At 60.9% G+C, this 21756-nt stretch carries 24 protein-coding genes and 1 pseudogene; 18 read left to right on the top strand and 7 right to left on the bottom strand.

The genetic code is table 11. The features are described from left to right. The 5 genes and pseudogenes from AACY49_RS16305 to AACY49_RS16285 all read left to right on the top strand — a co-directional run. A partial coding sequence (locus AACY49_RS16305; RefSeq protein WP_339525053.1) for a hypothetical protein occupies positions 1 to 255 on the top strand: 255 nt, incomplete at its 5' end. After that, a complete protein-coding gene (gene rhtA, locus AACY49_RS16300) occupies positions 252 to 1139 on the top strand; it encodes a threonine/homoserine exporter RhtA (protein WP_258699880.1) in 888 nt (295 codons plus the stop codon). The genes AACY49_RS16305 and rhtA, both read left to right, overlap by 4 nt. 169 nt (positions 1140 to 1308) lie before the next feature. Continuing rightward, the gene (locus tag AACY49_RS16295; protein ID WP_258699879.1) at positions 1309 to 1590 is read left to right on the top strand and encodes a hypothetical protein; all 282 of its coding nucleotides are present in this window, start codon (positions 1309 to 1311) and stop codon (positions 1588 to 1590) included. Positions 1591 to 1689: 99 nt separating this feature from the next. Further along, a pseudogene (locus AACY49_RS16290) lies at positions 1690 to 2429 on the top strand (SDR family oxidoreductase). Between the two features lie 36 nt (positions 2430 to 2465). Further along, on the top strand, positions 2466 to 3062 hold the full coding sequence (locus AACY49_RS16285; RefSeq protein WP_258699877.1) for a 2-hydroxychromene-2-carboxylate isomerase: 597 nt from the start codon (positions 2466 to 2468) through the stop codon (positions 3060 to 3062). A 46-nt stretch (positions 3063 to 3108) separates the two neighbouring features. Here AACY49_RS16285 and AACY49_RS16280 read toward each other — a convergent pair whose 3' ends face one another. From AACY49_RS16280 to AACY49_RS16265, 4 genes are all read right to left on the bottom strand, one after another. Beyond that, entirely contained in the window at positions 3109 to 4917 is a 1809-nt protein-coding gene (locus tag AACY49_RS16280; RefSeq protein WP_339525050.1) for an aminopeptidase P family protein, read from the bottom strand. A gap of 56 nt (positions 4918 to 4973) precedes the next feature. Further along, positions 4974 to 6140, bottom strand: a complete 1167-nt coding sequence (locus AACY49_RS16275; protein ID WP_339525048.1) for a cysteine desulfurase family protein — start codon at positions 6138 to 6140, stop codon at positions 4974 to 4976. A 205-nt stretch (positions 6141 to 6345) separates the two neighbouring features. After that, complete coding sequence (locus AACY49_RS16270; protein WP_339525046.1) at positions 6346 to 6960, bottom strand: LysE family translocator; 615 nt, start codon at positions 6958 to 6960, stop codon at positions 6346 to 6348. 100 nt (positions 6961 to 7060) lie between these two features. Then, a complete protein-coding gene (locus AACY49_RS16265) occupies positions 7061 to 7330 on the bottom strand; it encodes a hypothetical protein (RefSeq protein WP_320393848.1) in 270 nt (89 codons plus the stop codon). A gap of 410 nt (positions 7331 to 7740) precedes the next feature. On the opposite strand from AACY49_RS16265, the gene msuE reads away from it, so the two are divergent. The 13 genes from msuE to AACY49_RS16200 all read left to right on the top strand — a co-directional run bounded on the left by msuE (position 7741) and on the right by AACY49_RS16200 (position 18990). After that, on the top strand, positions 7741 to 8304 hold the full coding sequence (msuE, locus tag AACY49_RS16260; RefSeq protein WP_320393847.1) for an FMN reductase: 564 nt from the start codon (positions 7741 to 7743) through the stop codon (positions 8302 to 8304). A 10-nt stretch (positions 8305 to 8314) separates the two neighbouring features. Then, positions 8315 to 9490 (top strand): FMNH2-dependent alkanesulfonate monooxygenase, encoded by a 1176-nt coding sequence (gene ssuD / locus AACY49_RS16255; protein ID WP_339525043.1) that lies wholly within the window; start codon positions 8315 to 8317, stop codon positions 9488 to 9490. Between the two features lie 10 nt (positions 9491 to 9500). After that, positions 9501 to 10688 carry an acyl-CoA dehydrogenase family protein gene (locus AACY49_RS16250; RefSeq protein ID WP_339525041.1) on the top strand — a complete coding sequence of 396 codons (1188 nt, stop codon included), beginning with the start codon at positions 9501 to 9503 and terminating at the stop codon, positions 10686 to 10688. Between the two features lie 24 nt (positions 10689 to 10712). Continuing rightward, a complete protein-coding gene (locus AACY49_RS16245) occupies positions 10713 to 11816 on the top strand; it encodes a sigma-54 interaction domain-containing protein (protein WP_007934229.1) in 1104 nt (367 codons plus the stop codon). 194 nt (positions 11817 to 12010) lie between these two features. After that, a complete protein-coding gene (locus tag AACY49_RS16240) occupies positions 12011 to 12469 on the top strand; it encodes a VOC family protein (protein WP_339525038.1) in 459 nt (152 codons plus the stop codon). A gap of 275 nt (positions 12470 to 12744) precedes the next feature. Continuing rightward, positions 12745 to 13950, top strand: coding sequence for a PepSY-associated TM helix domain-containing protein (locus AACY49_RS16235; protein WP_339525037.1), 1206 nt, complete (start codon positions 12745 to 12747; stop codon positions 13948 to 13950). Further along, positions 13947 to 14489 (top strand): thiamine pyrophosphate-binding protein, encoded by a 543-nt coding sequence (locus AACY49_RS16230; protein ID WP_339525035.1) that lies wholly within the window; start codon positions 13947 to 13949, stop codon positions 14487 to 14489. Before AACY49_RS16235 ends, AACY49_RS16230 begins: the two co-directional genes overlap by 4 nt. Further along, the gene (locus AACY49_RS16225; RefSeq protein WP_339525033.1) at positions 14486 to 14806 is read left to right on the top strand and encodes a hypothetical protein; all 321 of its coding nucleotides are present in this window, start codon (positions 14486 to 14488) and stop codon (positions 14804 to 14806) included. The genes AACY49_RS16230 and AACY49_RS16225 overlap by 4 nt, the downstream gene beginning before the upstream one ends. 2 nt (positions 14807 to 14808) lie before the next feature. Next, complete coding sequence (locus AACY49_RS16220; protein ID WP_339525031.1) at positions 14809 to 15381, top strand: DUF6162 family protein; 573 nt, start codon at positions 14809 to 14811, stop codon at positions 15379 to 15381. Between the two features lie 35 nt (positions 15382 to 15416). Further along, complete coding sequence (locus AACY49_RS16215) at positions 15417 to 16343, top strand: metal ABC transporter substrate-binding protein (RefSeq protein ID WP_339525029.1); 927 nt, start codon at positions 15417 to 15419, stop codon at positions 16341 to 16343. Beyond that, positions 16340 to 17176, top strand: a complete 837-nt coding sequence (locus AACY49_RS16210; protein WP_258699863.1) for a metal ABC transporter ATP-binding protein — start codon at positions 16340 to 16342, stop codon at positions 17174 to 17176. Before AACY49_RS16215 ends, AACY49_RS16210 begins: the two co-directional genes overlap by 4 nt. Beyond that, complete coding sequence (locus tag AACY49_RS16205; RefSeq protein ID WP_320393838.1) at positions 17176 to 18075, top strand: metal ABC transporter permease; 900 nt, start codon at positions 17176 to 17178, stop codon at positions 18073 to 18075. Before AACY49_RS16210 ends, AACY49_RS16205 begins: the two co-directional genes overlap by 1 nt. After that, complete coding sequence (locus AACY49_RS16200; protein WP_339525026.1) at positions 18076 to 18990, top strand: metal ABC transporter substrate-binding protein; 915 nt, start codon at positions 18076 to 18078, stop codon at positions 18988 to 18990. Positions 18991 to 19239: 249 nt separating this feature from the next. Here the strand turns inward: AACY49_RS16200 and AACY49_RS16195 are convergent, their stop codons facing one another. From AACY49_RS16195 to AACY49_RS16185, 3 genes are all read right to left on the bottom strand, one after another. After that, entirely contained in the window at positions 19240 to 19467 is a 228-nt protein-coding gene (locus AACY49_RS16195; RefSeq protein WP_007934245.1) for an MbtH family protein, read from the bottom strand. An 82-nt stretch (positions 19468 to 19549) separates the two neighbouring features. Then, positions 19550 to 20962 carry an aspartate aminotransferase family protein gene (locus AACY49_RS16190; RefSeq protein WP_339525023.1) on the bottom strand — a complete coding sequence of 471 codons (1413 nt, stop codon included), beginning with the start codon at positions 20960 to 20962 and terminating at the stop codon, positions 19550 to 19552. Positions 20963 to 21105: 143 nt separating this feature from the next. Next, entirely contained in the window at positions 21106 to 21591 is a 486-nt protein-coding gene (locus AACY49_RS16185; protein ID WP_339525022.1) for a GNAT family N-acetyltransferase, read from the bottom strand. Positions 21592 to 21756 lie beyond the last annotated feature (165 nt).

Raw genomic sequence — 21756 nt, 5'->3', positions numbered from 1 at the left:
GATGAACTGAAGCGTAACCGCTGCCGAAAACTGCGTAACTCATTGTTTACCAAGGAGTTTTCCGTTTCGACTGCGCCGGAAGTGGGGCGAATTATAGACGTCCAGAATCTGCCGTCAACCGTTAATTACGCTTTTCTATCAGGATGTTCAAAATCCCTGCTTATATATAGACGCGCCCGCAACGAATGCGCAGTATATTGCCCAACACGTAAAACAATACTCTCGCCTCCTACTTCGGACGATGCCACGCAATGAATGACCACCCCCGCAGCCTCGCCTCGACTCTGTTCTCGGTTGGCCTGCTCTTAATAGCCATGGCATCGATCCAGTCCGGAGCCTCTCTGGCCAAAAGCATGTTCCCGGTTATCGGTGCTCAAGGGACAACCACCCTGCGGCTGATCTTCGCCAGCGTGATCATGCTGCTGCTATTGCGACCATGGCGAGCGAAGCTCACCGCAAAATCCCTGCGCACCGTTATCGTCTACGGGATGGCGCTGGGCGGCATGAACTTCCTCTTCTATATGTCCTTGCGCACTGTCCCTCTGGGTATTGCGGTAGCCCTGGAGTTCACCGGCCCATTGGCGGTCGCTATTTATGCCTCACGCCGGGCGATCGACTTTCTGTGGATCGCTCTGGCGGCCGTGGGTTTACTGCTGTTGATTCCGACTGGCGCCACGAGTGCAGGTATTGATCTGGTTGGCGCAGGTTATGCCCTTGGCGCTGGTGCCTGCTGGGCGCTGTACATTCTGTTCGGCCAGAAGGCCGGTGCCGACAATGGCGTGCAAACCGCCGCATTGGGCGTGATGATTGCCGCACTGTTCGTAGCCCCCATCGGCATCGTCCATGCTGGCGCTGCGCTGCTGACACCCTCGTTGATTCCCATAGCCATCGGGGTCGCCATTCTGTCCACCGCCCTGCCCTACACCCTGGAAATGGTCGCCCTCACACGGATGCCCGCCCGGACCTTCGGCACATTGATGAGCATCGAGCCTGCGTTCGGCGCATTGTCCGGTCTGTTGTTCCTCCATGAATACCTCTCCCTGTCACAGTGGATGGCTATCCTGTGCATCATTCTGGCTTCCGTCGGCGCGACCATGACCATGGGGAGTGCCGCCAAACCTGCGGTCGCAGCGGATTGAAACGAGATTTGACGAAGGTCTGGTATTTGCCGCTCAATTAGGCCATGTTTAGGCCACGTAACTCAGTGTCAGACATGGATTTTTTCAGATAGGGATATCAGAACGCTTCAAGCAAAAGCGAATGCAGGCAGACCCGGGCGCAAGATCCGGGGCCTCTATAAGGACAGCAATGAAACGAATTTTGATACTGATCGCCGTACTGGCCGTTGCGGGCTGCGCGGCGACCTCGAAAACCCAGATCAAACACGGTAAGAAAGGGCTGCATATCAACTGTTCTGGGCTGTCGTCCTCGTGGGACAAGTGCTACAGCAGCGCCGCCAACTCGTGCGCACCCAAAGGTTACAAGGTGATCGCCAAGTCAGGGGACGCCGTGGAAGAACCCGGTGATTATCCGTTCGGCCTCAACCCGGCCGGTTATACCAGCCGCAGCATGATCGTCATTTGCAAGTAACCTTCCCCCTTCTATCGGGTTTGCGTAGCCCGATAGGCGCTTCGCCTGGATGCTGCTAACGTTCGTCAGTCAATGACCGTTCAGCAAAGGGCGACATCCATGACCACCGCTATCAATAACAAGAAAATCGTTCTGGTCGTCGGTGCAGGCGATGCCACCGGCGGCGCCATTGCCAAACGTTTTGCCCAGGAAGGTTTCGTCGCCTGCGTCACGCGTCGCAGCGCAGACAAACTCCAGCCATTGTAGATGCCATCACGGCGAGTGGCGGCGAGGCTCACGGCTTTGCCTGCGATGCGCACAAGGAAGAGGACGTGATTGCGCTCATCGAGCAGATCGAAACCGAGATCGGCCCCATCGAGGCGTTCGTCTTCAATATCGGCGCCAATGTCCCGTGCAGCATTCTCGAAGAAACCGCCCGCAAGTATTTCAAGATCTGGGAAATGGCCTGTTTCTCAGGGCTTCTCAACGCTCGTGAAGTAGCCAGGCGCATGGTCACCCGTCAACGGGGCACGATTCTGTTCACCGGGGCCACTGCCGGCTTGCGCGGCGCTGCAGGTTTCGCAGCCTTCGCCGGCGCCAAGCACGGGATTCGCGCCCTGGCCCAAAGCATGGCCCGCGAATTGGGGCCGATGAACATCCATGTCGCCCATGTCGTAGTCGATGGCGCCATCGACACCGACTTTATTCGCGACAGTTTTCCAGAAAAGTACGCGACCATAGATCAGGACGGCATCCTCACTCCCGAACACATCGCCGACAACTATTGGTACCTGCACAGCCAGCCACGGGACGCCTGGACCTTCGAACTGGATCTACGCCCCTGGAATGAACACTGGTAAGCCCTTCCCCACAACCATAAGAAGAGCGCATCGACCATGAGCAAAACCGTGGAGTTCTTTTTCGACCTTGGCAGCCCCGCCACCTACCTGGCTTATACCCAACTGCCGAAGATCTGCGAGCAGACCGATAGTCGGCTGATCTACAAACCGATGCTACTGGGCGGCGTCTTCAAAGCCACCGGCAATGCTTCCCCCGTGACCATACCGGCCAAGGGTCGCTACATGTTTCAGGACCTGGACCGCTATGCCAAACGCTACGGTGTGTCGCTGAAGTTCAACCCGCACTTCCCCATCAATACCCTGATGCTGATGCGCGCCGTCACGGGCATGCAACTGCGTCATCCCGAGCGCTTTCAGGCGTTTATCGATTGCCTGTTTCACGCCCTGTGGGTGGAAGGACGCAGCCTCGATGACCCAGCGACCGTTGCCGCCGTGCTGACGCAAAACGGTTTCGATCCGAATGAGGTGCTGGCGCTGACCGCCGATGAGGACGTCAAAGCCACGCTCAAGGAAAATACCGAGAACGCGGTACAACGCGGTGTATTTGGCGCGCCGAGCATGTTTGTCGGTGGTCAGATGTTCTTCGGTCAGGATCGGCTGGACTTCGTCCTTGAAGCCCTGCGTGCGCAATAGCTGGAGATGAGCCAGACGCCGGAAACAGCGCCTGGACTCAAGCCGCTCAAATAGCCGCAGTCCGGGCGTCCAACCACTCAAGGGCCGCGCCATCGAGCAACGGACTCAAACGCTCGCGCACCTCGGCGTGATAGGCGTTGAACCACTGTTTTTCGTCTTCGGTCAGCAGCGACGGTTCCAGGCAGCGGGTGTCGATCGGGCACAAAGTCAGGGTTTCGAATTTCAGGAATTCACCGAATTCGCTCTTGCCCGCTTCGCGGTTCAATACCAGGTTCTCAATTCGCACACCCCAGCGGCCCGGACGGTAAGTGCCCGGTTCGATGGACGTGATCATGCCCGGCTGCATCGCGGTTTGCGGTGCCGCAGCAGCCTGGTAGGCGATGACTTGCGGGCCTTCGTGAACGTTGAGGAAATAGCCGACGCCGTGACCGGTGCCATGACCGTAGTCGACGCTTTCGGCCCAGATCGGCGCGCGGGCAATAGAATCCAGCAACGGCGACAGAATGCCTTTCGGGAATTGCGCACGAGAGAGTGCAATCACGCCTTTGAGCACCCGAGTGCAATCGCGCTTCTGCTCGTCAGTCGGCGTACCCACCGGCACCATTCGCGTGATGTCGGTGGTGCCGCCCAGGTATTGGCCGCCGGAGTCGATCAGCAACAGACCGTCACCCTCGATCACCGTGTGTTCTTCTTCGGTGGCGTGGTAGTGCGGCATCGCACCGTTGGCGTTGAAGGCGGCAATGGTGTTGAAACTCAGCGACACATAATCCGGGCGGCGCATGCGGGCTGCGGTCAGCTGTTCGTCGATGGTCAGTTCGGTAACGCGCTCACGCCCCAATGCTGCGTCCAGCCAAGCGAAGAATTCGCACAGTGCGGCACCATCCTGCTCCATGGCCCGGCGAATGTGCTCGGCATCGGCCAGGCTCTTCTTCGACTTGGCCAGGGTGGTCGGGTTCAAGCCTTCGAGCAGTTTCACACCACTGTTCAGGTTATCCAGCAAACCGGCCGTGACCCGCGCCGGATCGACTTGCAGGCTCGCGCCACTCGGCACGGCGCGCAAGGCGGCGGCGACTTCGCTGTAATCGCGCAGGGTCACGCCGTCCTGTTCGAGAATGACGCGCAGCTCGGCGCTCACTTTGCTCAGGGCCACGAACAAGGTGGCCTGCTGCTGACTGATCAGGGCGAAGGACACGAACACCGGGTTGAACGACACATCGCCGCCGCGCAGGTTGAACAGCCAGGCGATGTCATCGAGGGTGGCAATGAAATGCCAGTCGGCACCGCGCTCTTTCAACACGTCTCGCAACTGGGTGATTTTTTCGCCACGGCTGACGGTCGCCTGAGGCGGTAAATGTTGATAGATCGGCTCGTTCGGCAGGCTCGGACGATCACTCCAGACTTCGCTCAGCACGTCGATGTCAGTGCGCAGGCATGCACCACGTTCTTCAAGTTTGCTGCTCAGGGTACGCGCCGCGGCCACGGCCATCACTGCGCCATCGACTGCAACGACACCGCCCTCAGGGGTTTGCTCGGCCAGCCAATCGAGCGGGCCGGGTTGGCCCGGTTGCAGCTTGACCAGTTCGATGCCGCTGCCCTTGAGTTCCTTGCTCGCTTGTTCCCAATAGCGGCTGTCGGCCCAGACGCCGGCAAAGTCCGGCGTGACAATCAGGGTGCCGACCGAGCCATGGAAACCCGACAGCCACTGGCGCCCTTGCCAATAGCCCGGCAGGTATTCCGACAGGTGCGGGTCGGCCGACGGCACCAATAGAGCATGAATGCCCTCCCGGCTCATCACCGCGCGGGTTTGCGCCAGGCGCCGGGGCACCGACCCATTGGTCAAAGGCTGCGTACTCATCGTGTCTCCTGCTAACCACTTCATCATTATTGTTCGGTGCCGATCAGAGTCGACGCTTAAGGACCCGTCGCCCAGAATGCCGGAGCACTGGCGGCTGCCGCTTTAATCAGTTGTGCCGCCTGGTCGATATCCTGCTCGGTGGTGAAACGCCCCAGGCTCAAACGAATGGTGCGACCGGCCGAGCGGGCGTTATGCCCCAACGCCAGCAGCACATGGGATGGCGCATTGCTGGCGGAGTTGCAGGCCGACGTCGCGGAAAACGCAATCGAAGCGCTCAACGCCGCGAAATTGAACTCACCTTCGTTGAAGGTCAGGCTCAGAGTATGGGGAATGCGCTGGGTCGGGCTGCCATTAAGGCGAACGCCGGGAATGCTCAACAGTTGCTCCAGCAGGCGTTCGCGCAGGCGGACGATGGTGGCTTTTTCCTCATCGAACGACGCGGCCACCAACGCGAAGGCCACGCCCATGGCCGCGATCTGGTGCGTCGCCAGGGTGCCGGAACGCAACCCGCCCTCGTGACCGCCACCGTGGATCTGCGCCTGCAAACGTTGTTGCGCACGAGGCCCGACATACAACGCGCCAACGCCTTTGGGACCGTAGACCTTGTGTGCCGAGAACGACATCAAATCCACCGGCCACCGGGCCAGATCGATTGCCACTTTGCCCGCGCCCTGCGCCGCATCGACGTGGAACAACGCATCACGATCACGCACCACCTGGCCGATGGCCGGGATGTCGTTGACGGTGCCCAGTTCGTTGTTGACCAGCATCAGCGACACCAGAAAGGTGTCCTCACGCATCGCTTCGCTGACCGCTTGCGGGGTAATCAGGCCTTCGGCATCGGGCACCAGATACGTCACGGCTATGCCCGCGTCCTGCAACTGTTTTGCCGTGTCGAGAATGGCCTTGTGTTCGATCTGGCTGGTGATGATGTGGCCGCCGGACACACCGCGGGCCTGGGCCACGCCCTTAAGGGCAAGGTTGTTGGATTCGGTGGCACCGGAGGTCCAGACGATCTGCTCCGCCTGGGCGCCCACCAGTTCGGCGACCTGGCGCCGTGCCTGCTCGACCGATTGCCGGGCCTGATGGCCGAAGGCGTGGGAGCTGGACGCTGGATTACCGAAGTTACCCGCGAACCCCAGACACTCGACCATGACCTTGATGACCCGCTCATCCACCGGCGTGGTGGCGGCGTAGTCGAAATACAACGGACGTTTATTCATAAAAGACTCGCAGAGCGTGTTCCAGGATCAGAAGGCTCGTTACTGGAAATGTCAAAGCGCCGCCTCATGAGCGACGCCGAACTTTCAGAACGACAGCAATACCTGATCGGAGGCCGTTAAAGAAGAACAACTTCATTTAAAAGTGCGTTGGAACGCTCCTGCAGTCGAGCTTAACAGGCATCGGGCAACCGGTTGAAGCAATGCATCAGCTAAAACTTTCGAGCAACAACGGACACAACGAAGCCACCAGCAGCAAGGCCATGCCCCAATTGAACAGCCGCAACCAGCGGCGATCGCGCAGCACATTGCGCAACAACGTGCCGCAACCGGCCCATACACCGACGCTTGGCAGGTTGATCAGAGCAAAGACCGCGGCAATCACAATCACATTGGTGAAATAGCCCTGCATCGGCGTGTAGGTGCTGATGGCACCGATGGCCATGATCCAGGCCTTGGGATTGACCCATTGAAACGCAGCCGCGCCCAAATAGCTGATCGGCTTGCCCTCGCCCTGTTCACCCTCGGCTACCGGCCCGGAGTGAGCAATCTTCCAGGCCAGATACAGCAAATACGCCGCGCCGACATAGCGCAACACGGTGTAAAGCACTGGATAGGTTTGAAACACCGCGCCCAGGCCGAAGCCGACGGCGACCACCAGCACGAAGAAGCCGCAGGTGATGCCCAGCATATGGGGAATGGTGCGGTTAAAGCCGAAATTCACGCCCGAGGCCAGCAGCAGGGTGTTGTTGGGGCCGGGGGTGATCGAGGTGACAAGGGCAAACAGGGCAAAGCCCAGCAGCAGATCGAGCGAGAGTGTCATGGAGGCAGTCCATCAGGGCCAGTCAGGTGTTGACCCTATCGCACGCCTTGAGGGAAACCCACGGACAGTTGCGTGAAAGTTCGAGCGGTACAGTCGCTGCTCAGCTTGGGCGAGCATGCAGCTGTACTGCGCGTTCGGCGTTCATCTCCCCTTGTTTGTCGAAACTGAACGATTTTGCCGGCTGGCCGAGCAATTCGGCTTTCTTCGCGTGGTACTCGTCAAAGGACAAGCCGCGACGATTCAGGGCCTCCAGCGCCAGCTCCCGGGTTTCTTCAGCGGTGTAGGGCCGCAGTTCCGGTGAGACATGGCTGGCACATCCGGCCAGAACGGAAACGGCGAGTAACAAGAAAGTGGCGAGTAGAGGCTTCATTTCGGGCGTCCGGATATCTGGTTCGGGGCAATGAACACAGGCAACCCGCGTGCCCTGAAGGGCAGAAATCAATGCTCTCGATAGTGGGTATCGGATCAAAGGATCGCAGCCTTCGGCAGCTCCTACGGCAATTCGCATATACCCAAATGACCTATAAATATTAATTTAATGTCTTTTACGGAATAACAGAGAGTCTCTATAAACAACTCCATCGCTTCGCACACTGTTGCCTACGCAACTGTTTGCCTGGCAACAGGCAATCAACAAACACCCCGTCAAATCGAACAGCGCCTGCCAACAAACGCGCTGAAAGCCACGTAAACCGGGGCTCCGAAGGATTGGTACAGCTCTTGCTCAACGCTGGTGACTACTCACTGCTCGCTGAGCAACTGTTGAAAAAGGAACTGATCATGTCGCGTCCATTGAAAGTCGTTGCCCTCTCCGGCGGTACCTGGCGTCCGTCCCGCACTTTGGTGCTGACCCAGGCGCTGTTGGCCGAGCTGGCCGGGCAGTTGCCGATCGAAAGCAAGCTGATCGAACTGGGCGATATCGCCCGACCACTGGGCGCGGCGTTGTCCCGGCAGGAACTGAGCGTCGACATCGAGGACGAGTTGCAAGCCATCGAAAGCGCCGACCTGCTGATCGTCGCCGCGCCGGTTTATCGCGGTTCCTACCCGGGCCTGCTCAAGCATCTGTTTGACCTGATCGACCTCAACGCGCTGATCGACACCCCGGTGCTGCTGGCCGCCACCGGTGGCAGCGAACGTCACGCGCTGGTGCTCGATCATCAGTTGCGGCCGCTGTTCAGCTTCTTCCAGGCCCTGACCCTGCCGATTGGCGTGTACGCCACCGAAGCCGACTTCTCCAATTACCAAATAACCAGTGAGCCCTTGAAGGCCCGCATTCGTCTTGCTGCAGAACGCGCGGCGCCGTTGTTCGGCGTACACCCAAAAAATCTGCTGAAAATCGCCTAAGGATCTCTTCATGGATGTTTTCTGGTTTCTGCCGACCCACGGCGACGGCCATTACCTGGGCACCACTCAAGGCGCGCGCCCGGTGACGCTCAACTACCTGAAACAAGTCGCTCAGGCCGCCGACAGTCTCGGCTACCACGGTGTGCTGATTCCCACCGGACGCTCCTGCGAGGACTCGTGGGTGATCGCCTCGGCCCTGGTGCCGCTGACCGAACGCCTGCGGTATCTGGTCGCGATCCGTCCGGGGATCATCTCGCCGACGGTCTCGGCGCGGATGGCCGCGACCCTGGATCGCCTGTCCAACGGCCGCTTGCTGATCAATGTGGTGACCGGCGGCGATCCGGATGAAAACCGTGGCGACGGCAGTTTTCTCGATCACAGCGAACGCTACGAAGTCACCGACGAATTCCTGAAGATCTGGCGTCGCGTGCTGCAAGGCGAAGCGGTGGATTTCGAAGGCAAACACCTGCGGGTGCAGAATGCCAAGGCCCTGTATCCACCGGTGCAGAAACCTTATCCGCCGCTGTATTTCGGTGGTTCGTCCGAGGCGGCTCATGACCTGGCTGCCGAACAGGTCGACGTCTACCTGACGTGGGGCGAACCACCCGCCGCCGTGGCTGAAAAGCTCGCCGACGTGCGTGAGCGCGCGGCGCGCAACGGTCGTACGGTGAAGTTCGGGATTCGCTTGCACGTGATCGTCCGCGAAACCGCCGAAGAGGCCTGGAAAGCCGCCGGTAAACTCATCGAGCACATCAGCGACGAGACCATCGCGGCGGCGCAGAACTCGTTCTCGCGCTTCGACTCCGAAGGCCAGCGGCGCATGGCCGCGCTGCATGACGGCCGTCGCGACAACCTGGAAATCGCCCCCAACCTCTGGGCCGGCGTCGGTCTGGTGCGTGGCGGTGCCGGGACGGCATTGGTGGGCGATCCGCAGCAAGTCGCCACACGGATCAAGGAATACGCGGACCTGGGGATCGACAGTTTCATCTTCTCCGGCTACCCGCATCTTGAAGAGGCTTATCGCTTTGCCGAACTGGTGTTTCCGCTGCTGCCCGAGCCGTATGCCAGCCTGGCCGGACGAGGCGTCACCAACCTTACCGGGCCGTTTGGCGAAATGATCGCCAATGATGTGCTGCCCGCCAAAGCCACGGCCCGCTCCCACAGGGGATTGCGCCGAACTCCATGAGGAACCCCGTGTGACTGCCAAGCCGCTGAGCGCCCTGTTGCCCCCTTTGCAGACCGCCCGCCAACTGGCCGGCGAGTTTGCCCTGACTGCTGTCGAGCGCGATGAACGCGGCGGAACGCCAAAAGCCGAACGCGACGCCTTGCGCCACAGCGGCCTGCTCGCATTAAGCATTCCCACCCAATACGGCGGCCTTGGCGCCAGCTGGAGCGAAACCCTGACCATCGTGCGCGAGTTCGCCAAGGTCGACAGTTCGATCGCCCATGTCTTCGGTTTTCATCACCTGATGCTCGCCACCGTGCGCCTGTTCGCCCGGCCCGAGCAGTGGCAGCCGTGGTTTGAACAGACGGCGCGCAAGAACTGGTTCTGGGGCAACGCGCTTAACCCGCTGGATACCCGCACCGTGGTAAAAAATCTCGGTGGCTGGCGCGAGTTTTCCGGCAAGAAAAGTTTCTGCTCCGGCGCCAGCGACTCGGAAATGCTGATCGCCTCGGCCGTCGACGAGAGTGCCGGCGGCAAGCTGTTGATCGCCGCGATTCCCAGCGGGCGCAGCGGCATCACGCTGCACAACGACTGGAGCAACATGGGTCAGCGTCAGACCGACAGCGGCAGCGCCACGTTCGAACGGGTGCGGGTCGAAGAGTCGGAACTGCTGCTCGACCCCGGCCCGTTGAGCACGCCGTTTGCCTGCTTGCGCCCATTGATCGCCCAGCTCACGTTCACCCATATGTTCCTCGGCATCGCCGAAGGTGCCTTTGAAGAAGCGCGGCAATACACCCTCACCGAAACCCGTCCGTGGCACAAATCCAGCGCTCCGGATGTGCGTCAGGATCCTTATGTGCTCGGCCATTACGGCGAGCTCTGGGTGGCTCTGGAAGGCGTTCGGCTGCTGGTGGCACGGGCCGCCGAATTGCTCGACAAGGCCTGGGCCAAGGGCCCGAACCTCAGCGCCGAGGAGCGCGGACATCTGGCCACCGCCATCGCCACCGCCAAGGTTGCCGCCACGCGTAATGGCCTGGAGCTGTGCAGCCGTTTGTTCGAAGTGACCGGCGCCCGCTCGACGCATACCTCACTGCGACTGGACCGTCACTGGCGCAACCTGCGCACGCAAACCCTGCACGATCCGCTGGATTACAAACTCCATGAACTGGGTGACTGGGCACTGAACCAGTCCCTGCCGACGCCGACCTTCTATTCATAGCTTTCAACTCATGGAGCCTGCCCCATGCAACTGCTGACCTTACCGCCCTCGCCCGCCCTGGCCACCTCGATCCGCGCCACGGCGCAGGTGTTCGAAGACCCGAAATCCCAAGCCCTGCTCGCGCACTTGCAGCAGGTCGCGCCAAGTGAAGCCAGCGTGCTGATCATCGGCGAAACCGGCACCGGCAAGGAGCTGGTGGCGCGGCATATCCACAACCTCAGCGCCCGCCGCAACCGGCCGTTCGTGGCGGTGAACTGCGGCGCGTTCTCCGAATCGCTGGTGGAGGCGGAGCTGTTCGGCCATGAGAAAGGCGCCTTCACCGGGGCATTGAGCGCCAAGGCCGGCTGGTTCGAAGAGGCCGATGGCGGCACTTTGTTCCTCGACGAAATCGGCGATCTGCCGATGGCGATTCAAGTGAAGTTGCTGCGGGTGCTACAGGAGCGCGAAGTGGTGCGACTGGGTTCGCGCAAGAGCATTCCCATCGATGTGCGGGTACTGGCGGCGACCAATGTGCAACTGGAAAAAGCCATCAACGCCGGGCACTTTCGCGAAGATCTGTATTACCGCCTCGACGTGGTCAGTCTGGAACTGAGCCCGTTGCGCGAGCGCCCCGGCGACATCCTGCCGCTGACCCGGCATTTCATCGAAGCCTACAGCCAGCGCCTGGGTTACGGCAGCATCACCATCAGCAAGGAAGCCGAACACAAACTGCGCAGTTACAGCTGGCCGGGCAACATCCGCGAACTGGAAAACGTCATTCATCACACCCTGCTGATCTGCCGCAACGGTGTGATCGAGCGCGATGACCTGCGCCTGTCGAACATGCGCATCGAACGTCAGGACGACCACCACGCCAGCGTCGACGACTCACCGGAAGCCTTGCTCGATCGGGCCTTTCAAAAGCTCTTCGAGGAACAGGCCGGCGCGCTGCACGAGAAAGTCGAAGATGCGTTGTTACGGGCGGCCTATCGCTTCAGCCACTACAACCAGGTGCACACCGCTGCCCTGCTGGGGTTGAGCCGCAATGTGACCCGCACACGGCTGATCAAGATCGGCGAACTGGCGGTGAACAAACGCCGCCCCACGGAAAACCTGCAGGGCGAGCGTTTGATGCAGTTGTCGATCTAGCCGATCAGCGTGCAGTGCAAGCGGGCTTGCTCGCGAAGGCGTCCTGTCAGCCAATGAGGTTTCAGAATCCCGGCGCTTTGTAGCGCTACTGCTCGTCGGGCACTCGGTTGCGGTGAAGGGGTTGACCTATAGTTGTTCGACCGGAAATCGGCGAAGGAACACCTTAATTCCACAACAATAAAGGGAGAACCGTCATGAACGTCAAACCCATTCCAGAGGGTTATCACAGCATCACCCCTTACCTGGGCATTCAGAAAGCTGCCGAAGCCATCGACTTCTACAAAAAGGCCTTTGGCGCCACCGAAGTCATGCGCCTGGCCATGCCCGATGGTGGCATCGGGCATGCCGAACTGCGCATCGGCGACTGCCCGATCATGCTGGGCACACCGTGCGATCAGGGGCCATTGAGCAACCCGGACACATCGCCGTCCGTGGGGCTGCATTTGTATGTGAACGATGTGGACAAGTCCTATAAACAGGCAATCGATGCCGGTGCCACGGTGGTGTCCGAGGTCAAGGATCAGTTTTACGGCGACCGTTCGGGGACCTTGAAGGATCCCTATGGGCATTTGTGGTTTCTGGCTACGCGCAAGGAGGATTTGACTCAGGAGCAGATCGAACAGCGGGCCAAGGAGATGTTTAAACAGGGTTAAGTTTTTCAGTGAGTGTTCGGGCTTGCTCGCGAAGGAGCCATCCCATTCAACATCAATGTTGACTGTCAGACCGCTTTCGCAAACAAGCCTCCTCCCACGCCAGGCAGAAACACGAAACATTTACTTTCATATCCCCTTTCGGGATTTTCGATGCTCATACGTCTTATTTAGATGCAGTCGGTCGCGTAGGCAAAAGCCACGATCGGACTTTTCGTGGACCGCAACGCTGGGAAGCCCACAGCAGCGGTCCTCTCATCGAAACAAGACCTTTAATCATGTCGAAGAAATCCCGCTCAAAACTCTGGTTTCTGGTCCATAGCTGGCTGGCGCTGCCCATCTGGTTTTTTGTATTGATCGTCTGTGTGACCGGCACCCTGGCGGTGGTCAGTCAGGAAATCGTCTGGCTGGCCAACCCGCAAATGCGCGCCAGCCCGCCTTCGGACGACGCGCCGCTGCTCAGCTATGACCAGATCATCGCCGCCATCAAAAAGGCCGAACCCCAAACGCTGGTCGAGCGTATCAACCGCCCCGACGAGTCGCATTTCGCCCTGGACGTGAAGGTCAGTTACCCGGACGGGCGCTCGGTGACGGTCTATGTGAACCCCTACAGCGGGGTGATTCAGGGCACTGCTCCCCAATTCAACTTTCAGGCCTTTACTCGCGCACTGCATGGCTGGTGGCTGGTGCCGTTCACCAACGGCTACAGCTGGGGCTGGTATCTGGTGTCGTTCCTCGGGCTGCCGATGCTGGCTTCGCTGGTGACCGGGCTTGTGGTCTACAAACGGTTCTGGAAAGGCTTCTTGCGACCGACCCTGCGCATTCGTCATGGCGCACGGATTTTCTGGGGCGACTTTCACCGGCTCAGCGGCATCTGGTCGATCTGGTTCATTGCGGTGATTTCCGTCACCAGCACCTGGTTCATGATTGAGGCGATCCTGTTCGATAACCATATTTCGATTTCTACCGCACCGGTCGCGCCCGTCGTCCCGCGTGAGAGCGTGCCGCTCACCGTCGATGGTGCACCGGCGCCGATGATCAGCCTGGAAAGCGCGATCCGCGAGGCCAAGGAACGCATTCCCGGTCTGGAAGACAGCTCTGTCAGCCTCCCCGCCAATGCCTATAGCCACCTTTCGGTGAGCGGACGCAGCGGGTACCCGTTGATCTACCAGAGCGCCGAGGTCAACCCGTACACCGGTGACATCTCCGCCACGCGCCTGCTGTCGGACCGTTCGGGTCTGGAGCTGGTGACCGAATCCATGCGCCCACTGCACACCGGCGATTTCGGCGGCATCTGGATCAAACTGATCTGGTTCTTCTTCGGCTTGATCCTGAGCATGATGGTCCTCAGCGGCCTGCTGATCTGGACCAAACGCACCGCCCTGGCCACGGCCAATGCCCTCAAGCGCAGCAACAAGCGTCCACGGATTGCGGTGGCCAGTCAGCCGGCCATGGGCCGCGAAGTCACGGAGGTCAGCCGATGAGCCAGGTCGCAGCAGAAAAACCGCGCTCGCCGCTAAGCCGTTTCTGGCACACCTGGCGCTTCCACATCAATGTGCTGCTGTTGCTGGTGCCGCTGGGGTTCATGCCCAAATACTTCGCCGACGCGGCACTGCTTCGCGGTGACACCGGCCTGGGTGAGCGGGACATCGGTGAGGTTCAGGTCGGCCCCTGGAGCCTGCGCCTGGCCGAGTTGCGCAGCGAAGCCCCCGTATCCGACGGCCCGGCCGGCTACCTGAAGTCCTTCAATGCGGCGCTCTGCGACAGTTGTCGCGATCAGGTCAAGGCGACCTACCTGCGCATTGGCAAACCGCGCAGCTTGCGCGCCGCCGGGGTGATTTTCTTCGGCACACCGTACCGCATGGGCGCCGCGCTGCCGGTAGCCGAAAAGACCAAAAACGACGCTGAGCTGTGGATCACCATGGAAGGCTGGGACGGCGCCATGCACCAAGCGTCCATCCCCCTGAGCCAGGCATCCCCGGCCACCGTCGCGTGGTTGAACACACAAGGTGGCAAACCATGACCAACGCTTTTCGCCTCGTTTTACTGGTGCTCGGCGCCGCCTTCAGCACCAGCGTTCTGGCCCATAACCCGATGTGCGAATGCAAGGCCATCGACGCCGAGCAGATCCGTTGCACTGGCGGTTTCTCCGACGGCAGCGGCGCGCCGGGCGTGACCCTGGATGTGATCGGCTACGACGAAACCATTCTGGTGCCGGGCAAACTCGGTGCCGATTCGACCCTGACGTTCAAGAAACCCGGCGCCGAGTTCTATGTGCTGTTCGACGCCGGTCCCGGCCACGTCGTCGAGATCGACCAAGCCGACATCGAGGCGCCCTGAGCATGACGACACCAACCACCCAAGTTGTTCGCCCGGCCGGTGCCGGCCATGAAACCCTCTACGTAATGCTGTTGTGCCTGATGATCCTGGCGGTTGCCGGCTCGGTGGTCGCCTGGCGCGGCGAGTCCCGGGAGGTGAGCAGCGTTGGCAGCCATCAACTGGATGCCCGTCGCGACCTGAGCGCATCCGAGCAAGGCATCTACGCCGACCTGCGGGTTACGCTGGATGAAATCCATCTGTTGCGTCAGGAACAGCAGGCGCTGCCCAGACCCGCCACGCTCGCCGATGAAGGTTTCGCGCCGTTTGCCCAGGATGCCAGCTCTGTCAGCCGTGGCGGTCATGCCTGGCAGTTACTGGACGCCAAGGCTTACTTCGGCCAAAGCCAGACTCCAACCGTGGCCGGCTCGTTTTTGTTGCGTTTGACCGCTGACGACGATGCTCCAGACGTCTGGCTCAATCGCGGCAAAGCCCTCACTACCCCGACTGATCTGACTGACGCCGCGCTCGAAAGCGCCGGCTGGCAGCAGATCGTCGCGCAATTCGATGCCGGCGTTACCCGCCAGCATCGGCATTGAACCCCCGCCTTCACCCGAGAGAAGACCGCTTCCCCATGCCTAGTTCATCTCAACGTCCTTTTTTGCACCTGCTGCTGGTCGGCCTGTTTGCCTGTTTGCTGACACCACAGGCCAGTGCCGATGAAGCCAAGCGCCTGCGCATCGGCATCACCCTGCACCCTTATTACAGCTACGTAGCCAACATCGTCGGCGACAAGGCCGAGGTGGTGCCGCTGATTCAGGCCGGTTTCAACCCGCATGCCTACGAGCCGCGAGCCGAGGACATCAAACGCATCAGCGGGCTGGACGTGATCGTGCTCAATGGCGTGGGGCATGACGACTTCGCCGACCGCATGATCGCCGCCAGCGAAACCCCGAACATCAAGGTCATCGAAGCCAACGAAAACGTGCCCTTGCTCGCCGCCACCGGCGTCGCTGCCCGGGGTGCCGGCAAGGTCGTCAATCCGCACACGTTCCTGTCGATCAGCGCCTCGATTGCCCAGGTCAACAACATCGCCCGGGAACTGGGCAAGCTCGACCCGGCCAATGCCAAAACCTACACCCAGAACGCCCGCGCCTATGGCAAACGCCTGCGGCAGATGCGCGCCGACGCCCTGGCCAAACTGACCCAGGCGCCGAACGCCGAGCTGCGCGTGGCCACGGTCCATGCCGCCTACGACTATTTGCTGCGCGAGTTCGGCCTGGAAGTGACCGCCGTGGTCGAGCCGGCCCACGGTATCGAACCGAGCCCCAGCCAGCTGAAAAAGACCATCGATCAACTGCGGGAACTGGACGTGAAAGTGATCTTCTCGGAGATGGATTTCCCGTCCACTTACGTCGAGACCATCCAGCGTGAATCCGGGGTGAAGCTGTATCCGCTGTCGCACATTTCCTATGGCGAGTACACCGCCGACAAGTACGAAAAGGAAATGACCGGCAACCTCAACACCGTGGTTCGGGCGATTCAGGAGTCAGGCGCATGACGGCTAAAGAGACCATCACTGAATCCCCTGTGGGAGCGAGCCTGCTCGCGAAAGCGTCCAGTCAGTCAACATCATCGTTAAATGACACACCGCATTCGCGAGCAGGCTCGCTCCCACAGGTTTCGGGGCCGACGCTGGATTTCGCCGAGGTCAGCCTGACGCTGGGCCGCACGACCATCCTCGACAAGGTAACCTTTCAGGTCCGGCCCGGCAGCGTGCATGCCCTGGTCGGCCCCAACGGTGGCGGCAAGAGTTCGCTGATCAAGACCCTGCTCGGGCAAATGCCGCATCAGGGTCGCCTGAGCCTGCGATGGCCCGGTGAACCGGGGACCATCGGCTACGTGCCCCAGGCGCTGGAGTTCGATCGAGGTTTGCCGATGACCGTCGATGATTTCATGGCCGCCATGTGTCAGCGGCGTCCGGCATTCCTCGGGTTGAGCAAGCATTACGCGACGGCCATCGGCGAGGCGCTGGAACGGGTCGGCATGCAGGACAAGCGCAAGCGGCGCATGGGTGCGTTGTCTGGCGGTGAGCGCCAGCGGGTTTTGTTGGCCCAAGGATTGATTCCGGCGCCACAGTTGCTGGTGCTCGACGAACCGATGTCGGCCCTCGATGAGGCCGGCATTCAAGTGTTCGAACGGCTGCTGGACGACTGGCGCCAGAGCGGCATCACCGTGCTGTGGATCGAGCATGATCTGGAAGCGGTCGGGCGTCTGGCGGACCGGGTCACCGGGCTCAATCGCCGGGTGCTGTTCGATGCCACGCCGAAACAGGCGCTGACCCCGGAGCGCCTGCTGACCTTGTTCTCGACCCATCCCCGGAGTGCTGCCTGATGAGTTACGAAGCCTTTCGTTTGATGGTCCAGAGTTGGGCCTCGTCGGGTTATCTGCCGGAAGCGCTGGCCTATGGATTTGTGGTCAACGCCCTGCTCGCCGGGTTGCTGATCGGCCCGGTGCTGGGCGGTTTGGGCACGCTGGTGGTGGTCAAGCGTTTCGCGTTTTTCTCCGAAGCGGTGGGTCACGCGGCGCTGACCGGCGTGGCCATCGGCATTCTGCTCGGCGAGCCCTACACCGGGCCTTATGGCAGCCTGTTCGGTTACTGCCTGCTGTTCGGCATCTTGCTCAACTATTTACGCAACCGCACAGGGCTGGCGCCGGATACGTTGATCGGCGTGTTCCTTTCCGTGTCGTTGGCCTTGGGCGCCAGCCTGTTGTTGATTCTGGCGGGCAAGATCAACGTGCACATTCTGGAAAACGTGCTGTTCGGTTCGGTGCTGACGGTCAACGGCAATGATCTGCTGGTGCTGGCCATCGTCGGCTCGCTGGTGATGGCATTGGCCCTGCCGCTGTACAACCGCATCATGCTCGCCAGCTTCAACCCACAACTGGCGGCGGTACGCGGTGTGGCGGTGAAGACCCTGGATTACCTGTTCGTGATCCTGGTGACCCTGATCACCGTGGCGGCGGTGAAAGTCATCGGCGCGATTCTGGTCGGCGCCCTGTTGGTGATTCCAGCGGCAGCCGCGCGTTTGCTCAGCCAGTCACTGAAGGGGTTCTTCTGGTGTTCGGTGCTGATCGCCACGGTGAGCACGCTGTGTGGAATTCTCGCGCCGATTGTCTTTGACCTGCCTATCCCGTCCGGTGCCGCGATCATTCTGGTGGCCGGTATCGCCTTCGCCCTGGCCGCCATCGCTCGCGGCATCGTCCCAAGTCTGAAAGGGAACCTCGGATAAATGTCTTTTTCTCTGCGTCAACTGACCCTGGCACTGACCTTCACATTGCCCCTGTGCGGTCTGGCCAATACTTGCTTTGCGGCGGACAGCGCCAAACCGTTGCGCGTACTGGCGTCCTTGCCGATCACCTATGGTCTGGGCGAAGTGTTGCTCAAAGGTACCGAGGTCAAACTGGAACGGGCCGCGCCGGACAATCTGCCGGGCAGCCGGCAGACCGCCTATTTCACTGGCCGTGGCGCTCCGGCGCTGGCCAAACTGGCGACCGACGCCGATGCAGTGATTGGCCTGCGCTCGCTGTGGGCGGATGACCCGCTGTACCCGATATCCCGGCGCAGCAATATCCGTATCGTCGAAGTCGACGCCGCCCGTCCGGTGGACGGCGCCCTGCCCGGCATCGCCGTGCAGCCCGGCAGCAAGGTCGATGGTTTGAACAGCCAGCCGTGGCTTTCCAGCAACAACATGGGGCGAATGGCGGATGTCATGGCGGCGGACCTGGTGCGCCTGGCGCCAGCGGCCAAACCGACGATCGACGCCAACCTGGCAGCGCTCAAACAGCGCCTGCTCAAGCTCAGCGCCGACAGTGAGTCACGGCTGGCCAATGCCGACAACCTGAGTGTGATGAGCCTGAGCGATCATTTCGGCTACCTGATCGGCGGCCTCAACCTGGAGCTGATCGGCCTCGACGCACGGCCGGATGCCGAGTGGACACCCGAAGCCCTGAAGCAATTGGGTGCGATGCTCAAGGACCATGACGTGGCGGTAGTGTTGCATCATCGACAGCCGTCGGATGCGGTGAAAGCGGTGATCTCGCTGGCTGGCAGTCGGTTGGTGGTGTTGAGTGTGGATGCGGCGGACCCGGTGGCCGAATTGGAAGGGAATGTGGATCAGGTGATCAAGGGGTTGAGCGGCGCGTAACGTCAGTTGGACCGCGTTATCGTTCATCGCGGGCAAGCCCGCTCCCACAGGGATTTGTGGTGTTCACTCTATTTATGCAACAACACCAATCCACTGTGGGAGCGGGCTTGCCCGCGATGACGGTCTGACAGGCGACATAAACCTCCAGACCTGAAAAAGCCCGCTGACCGTCACCGGTTCAGCGGGCTTTTCGTTCCCACGCTCTGCGTGGGAATGCAGCCAGAGACGCTCCGCGTCTCACTTGACAGCTCAGTGAGCCACGGCCGCCTGCTCTTCCATTTTCTGGCGCAGGCTCAGCGGACGCATGTCGGTCCAGACTTCTTCGATGTAGGCCAGGCATTCCTTTTTCAGGCCGCTCTTGCCTACGGTACGCCAGCCTTGCGGCACGGCCTTATAGTCGGGCCAGATCGAGTATTGCTCTTCGTGGTTGACCACGACCTGAAAGAGGATGTCCTCGCGGTCGAATACTGACGTCATGCTGTCTCTCCATCGCTGTAGGGGTGGGCTGCACGACGTGTGCAGCCGTTATATAGAAGGAACGTTCGAGGCGCCGAAAAATTTAGAGGCTGGCAGTGGCGGCGGCCATGGCCCTGCCGAAAATCTCGGCCACGCGATCGATTTCTGCGGCCGTGATCACCAGCGGCGGCAGGAAACGCACGACACCGCCATGACGCCCGCCCAGTTCGAGGATCAACCCACGCTTGAGGCACTCGCGTTGCACCAGCGGCGCCAGGCGAGCGAATATCGGTGGATGGCCTTGTGCATCCGGCGCACCAGTCGGGTCGACCAGTTCAACGCCCAGCATCAAGCCGCGTCCGCGAATGTCGCCCAGTTGCGGGAAGTCCCGTTGCAGGATGCGCAAGTGCTCACCCAAGCGCTCGCCCATGGCAGCAGCGTGCTCACAAACCTTGTGCTCGGTCAGGTAGCGCATCACCGCAGAGCCTGCGGCCATGGCCATTTGATTACCACGGAAGGTCCCGGCATGGGCACCTGGCAGCCAGGTGTCGAGCCAGTCGCGATAGACCACCACTGCCAGTGGCAGGCTGCCGCCGATGGCCTTGGACATGACCACCACGTCCGGAGTGATCCCGGCGTGCTCGAAGGCGAACATCTTGCCGGTACGGCCAAAACCGCTCTGGATTTCATCGACGATCAGCGCTACGCCGGCCTTCTCGGTGATACGCCGCAAACCACGCAACCAGTGAAGATCGGCTGGAATCACCCCGCCCTCGCCCTGCACCGCTTCGACGATCACGGCAGCGGGCAGTTGCACGCCGGCCTCTGGATCGCTCAGCAGGTTTTCCAGGTAATTCAGGTTGACCTGCACCCCCTGCGCGCCGCCGAGCCCGAACGGGCAACGATAATCGTAGGGATACGGCATGAATTGCACGCCACTGCTGAGCAAGGCACCCAACGGCTTTTTCGGCCCCAGACTGCCCATCAGGCTCAGCGCGCCCTGGCTCATGCCGTGGTAACCGCCCTGGAACGACAGCACGGTGCTGCGCCCGGTGGCGGTACGCACCAGTTTCAGCGCGGCTTCCACGGCGTCGGTGCCGGTCGGGCCACAGAACTGGATCTTCGCTTCAGCGGCCAATGCCGGCGGCAACAGACCGAACAGGTCCTGAACAAACTGATCCTTCACCGGCGTGGTCAGGTCGAGTGTGTGCAGCGGCAGTTCATCGGTCAGCACTTGCTGGATCGCTTCGATCACCACCGGATGGTTGTGCCCCAGGGCCAGAGTCCCCGCACCGGCCAGGCAATCGATGAAACTGCGGCCTTCGACATCCTCGACATAAATGCCCTTGGCGCGCTTGAGTGCCAGGGGAATACGCCTCGGGTAGCTGCGGGCGTTCGATTCCTGCTGGCTCTGACGGGCCAGCAATGGCGATTCGATAAACTGATAAAGCGTCTCGGCAGGCGTCGGGACGATCCGGGCCGGCTGATCTTCGATAAGGCTGGTAGCGACTGACATCTCTCGACCCCTCAATACGCTGCTGATAGTGACCAAAACTGCACACCGGGCAGGTGCGCGTTCCGGTCACGGGGCGCACTTGCAGGTTTTCCTGTTCTGGAAACGCATCAGGACCGCAGGGATTTAGGCCCTCGCCCCGCTTTCTATGAAGGTGACGACAGCGCCTTATGCATGGGAATGGCGTGGAGTCCCGCCACGGTGAAGGTTTCAGCACAAGCCCGATAACCCAGACGGTGGTAAAACGCCTCACCGGTCCGGGTGCTGTTGAGCCGCGCCTGAGGTAAACCGCGTGCGATCAACCAAGCCTCGAGATCGAGCACCAGCGCTTGCCCGGCGCCTCGTCGAAACCATTCCGGCTGCACGTAACAAAACGCGACCTTGCCGCTGATCGCCGCCATGGCGACGCCGATCGGTTTGTCCTGCAACAGGGCGATGTTCAGGTACAACCGCGGGTCAGCCAGCCAGGGCTGTATGTGTTCGATGGTTTTGTCGTGGGTCCAGGTGGCGACGGTTCGCGGATCGTTGCGGTGGTCGAGCGCGCAGCCGACGCGAATGGAGCGCTCGACGATCCGGCTGATGATGCCGGCGTCGGCAGACGTTGCCTTGCTGATGTGTATCGATGCATCCATGGCGCTGTTACCTCAATCCATTGAGTCAAAGCTGCCAGGGACGATAACGCTGTGGGGGGCCGGGTGGCTAATGGAGAGCCGTTACATTTGGTGTGCGACGCAGAACAAATGTGGGAGCAACTGTCTTGGTTTATCTGGGACACCGAGTCGCCACTATCGCGAGCA

Origin of the sequence: Pseudomonas sp. EL_65y_Pfl2_R96, from assembly GCF_963970905.1 — a bacterium.
Classification (GTDB): Bacteria; Pseudomonadota; Gammaproteobacteria; order Pseudomonadales; family Pseudomonadaceae; genus Aquipseudomonas.
Note: the sequence above shows the minus strand (reverse complement) of the source record. Positions and strands in the feature narration are given on the sequence as shown.

Coding starts and splice junctions, on each gene's coding strand:
- rhtA (WP_258699880.1), top strand. CDS start 252: ATGAATGACCACCCCCGCAGCCTCGCCTCGACTCTGTTCTCGGTTGGC.
- AACY49_RS16295 (WP_258699879.1), top strand. CDS start 1,309: ATGAAACGAATTTTGATACTGATCGCCGTACTGGCCGTTGCGGGCTGC.
- AACY49_RS16285 (WP_258699877.1), top strand. CDS start 2,466: ATGAGCAAAACCGTGGAGTTCTTTTTCGACCTTGGCAGCCCCGCCACC.
- AACY49_RS16280 (WP_339525050.1), bottom strand. CDS start 4,917: ATGAGTACGCAGCCTTTGACCAATGGGTCGGTGCCCCGGCGCCTGGCG.
- AACY49_RS16275 (WP_339525048.1), bottom strand. CDS start 6,140: ATGAATAAACGTCCGTTGTATTTCGACTACGCCGCCACCACGCCGGTG.
- AACY49_RS16270 (WP_339525046.1), bottom strand. CDS start 6,960: ATGACACTCTCGCTCGATCTGCTGCTGGGCTTTGCCCTGTTTGCCCTT.
- AACY49_RS16265 (WP_320393848.1), bottom strand. CDS start 7,330: ATGAAGCCTCTACTCGCCACTTTCTTGTTACTCGCCGTTTCCGTTCTG.
- msuE (WP_320393847.1), top strand. CDS start 7,741: ATGTCGCGTCCATTGAAAGTCGTTGCCCTCTCCGGCGGTACCTGGCGT.
- ssuD (WP_339525043.1), top strand. CDS start 8,315: ATGGATGTTTTCTGGTTTCTGCCGACCCACGGCGACGGCCATTACCTG.
- AACY49_RS16245 (WP_007934229.1), top strand. CDS start 10,713: ATGCAACTGCTGACCTTACCGCCCTCGCCCGCCCTGGCCACCTCGATC.
- AACY49_RS16240 (WP_339525038.1), top strand. CDS start 12,011: ATGAACGTCAAACCCATTCCAGAGGGTTATCACAGCATCACCCCTTAC.
- AACY49_RS16235 (WP_339525037.1), top strand. CDS start 12,745: ATGTCGAAGAAATCCCGCTCAAAACTCTGGTTTCTGGTCCATAGCTGG.
- AACY49_RS16230 (WP_339525035.1), top strand. CDS start 13,947: ATGAGCCAGGTCGCAGCAGAAAAACCGCGCTCGCCGCTAAGCCGTTTC.
- AACY49_RS16225 (WP_339525033.1), top strand. CDS start 14,486: ATGACCAACGCTTTTCGCCTCGTTTTACTGGTGCTCGGCGCCGCCTTC.
- AACY49_RS16220 (WP_339525031.1), top strand. CDS start 14,809: ATGACGACACCAACCACCCAAGTTGTTCGCCCGGCCGGTGCCGGCCAT.
- AACY49_RS16215 (WP_339525029.1), top strand. CDS start 15,417: ATGCCTAGTTCATCTCAACGTCCTTTTTTGCACCTGCTGCTGGTCGGC.
- AACY49_RS16210 (WP_258699863.1), top strand. CDS start 16,340: ATGACGGCTAAAGAGACCATCACTGAATCCCCTGTGGGAGCGAGCCTG.
- AACY49_RS16205 (WP_320393838.1), top strand. CDS start 17,176: ATGAGTTACGAAGCCTTTCGTTTGATGGTCCAGAGTTGGGCCTCGTCG.
- AACY49_RS16200 (WP_339525026.1), top strand. CDS start 18,076: ATGTCTTTTTCTCTGCGTCAACTGACCCTGGCACTGACCTTCACATTG.
- AACY49_RS16195 (WP_007934245.1), bottom strand. CDS start 19,467: ATGACGTCAGTATTCGACCGCGAGGACATCCTCTTTCAGGTCGTGGTC.
- AACY49_RS16190 (WP_339525023.1), bottom strand. CDS start 20,962: ATGTCAGTCGCTACCAGCCTTATCGAAGATCAGCCGGCCCGGATCGTC.
- AACY49_RS16185 (WP_339525022.1), bottom strand. CDS start 21,591: ATGGATGCATCGATACACATCAGCAAGGCAACGTCTGCCGACGCCGGC.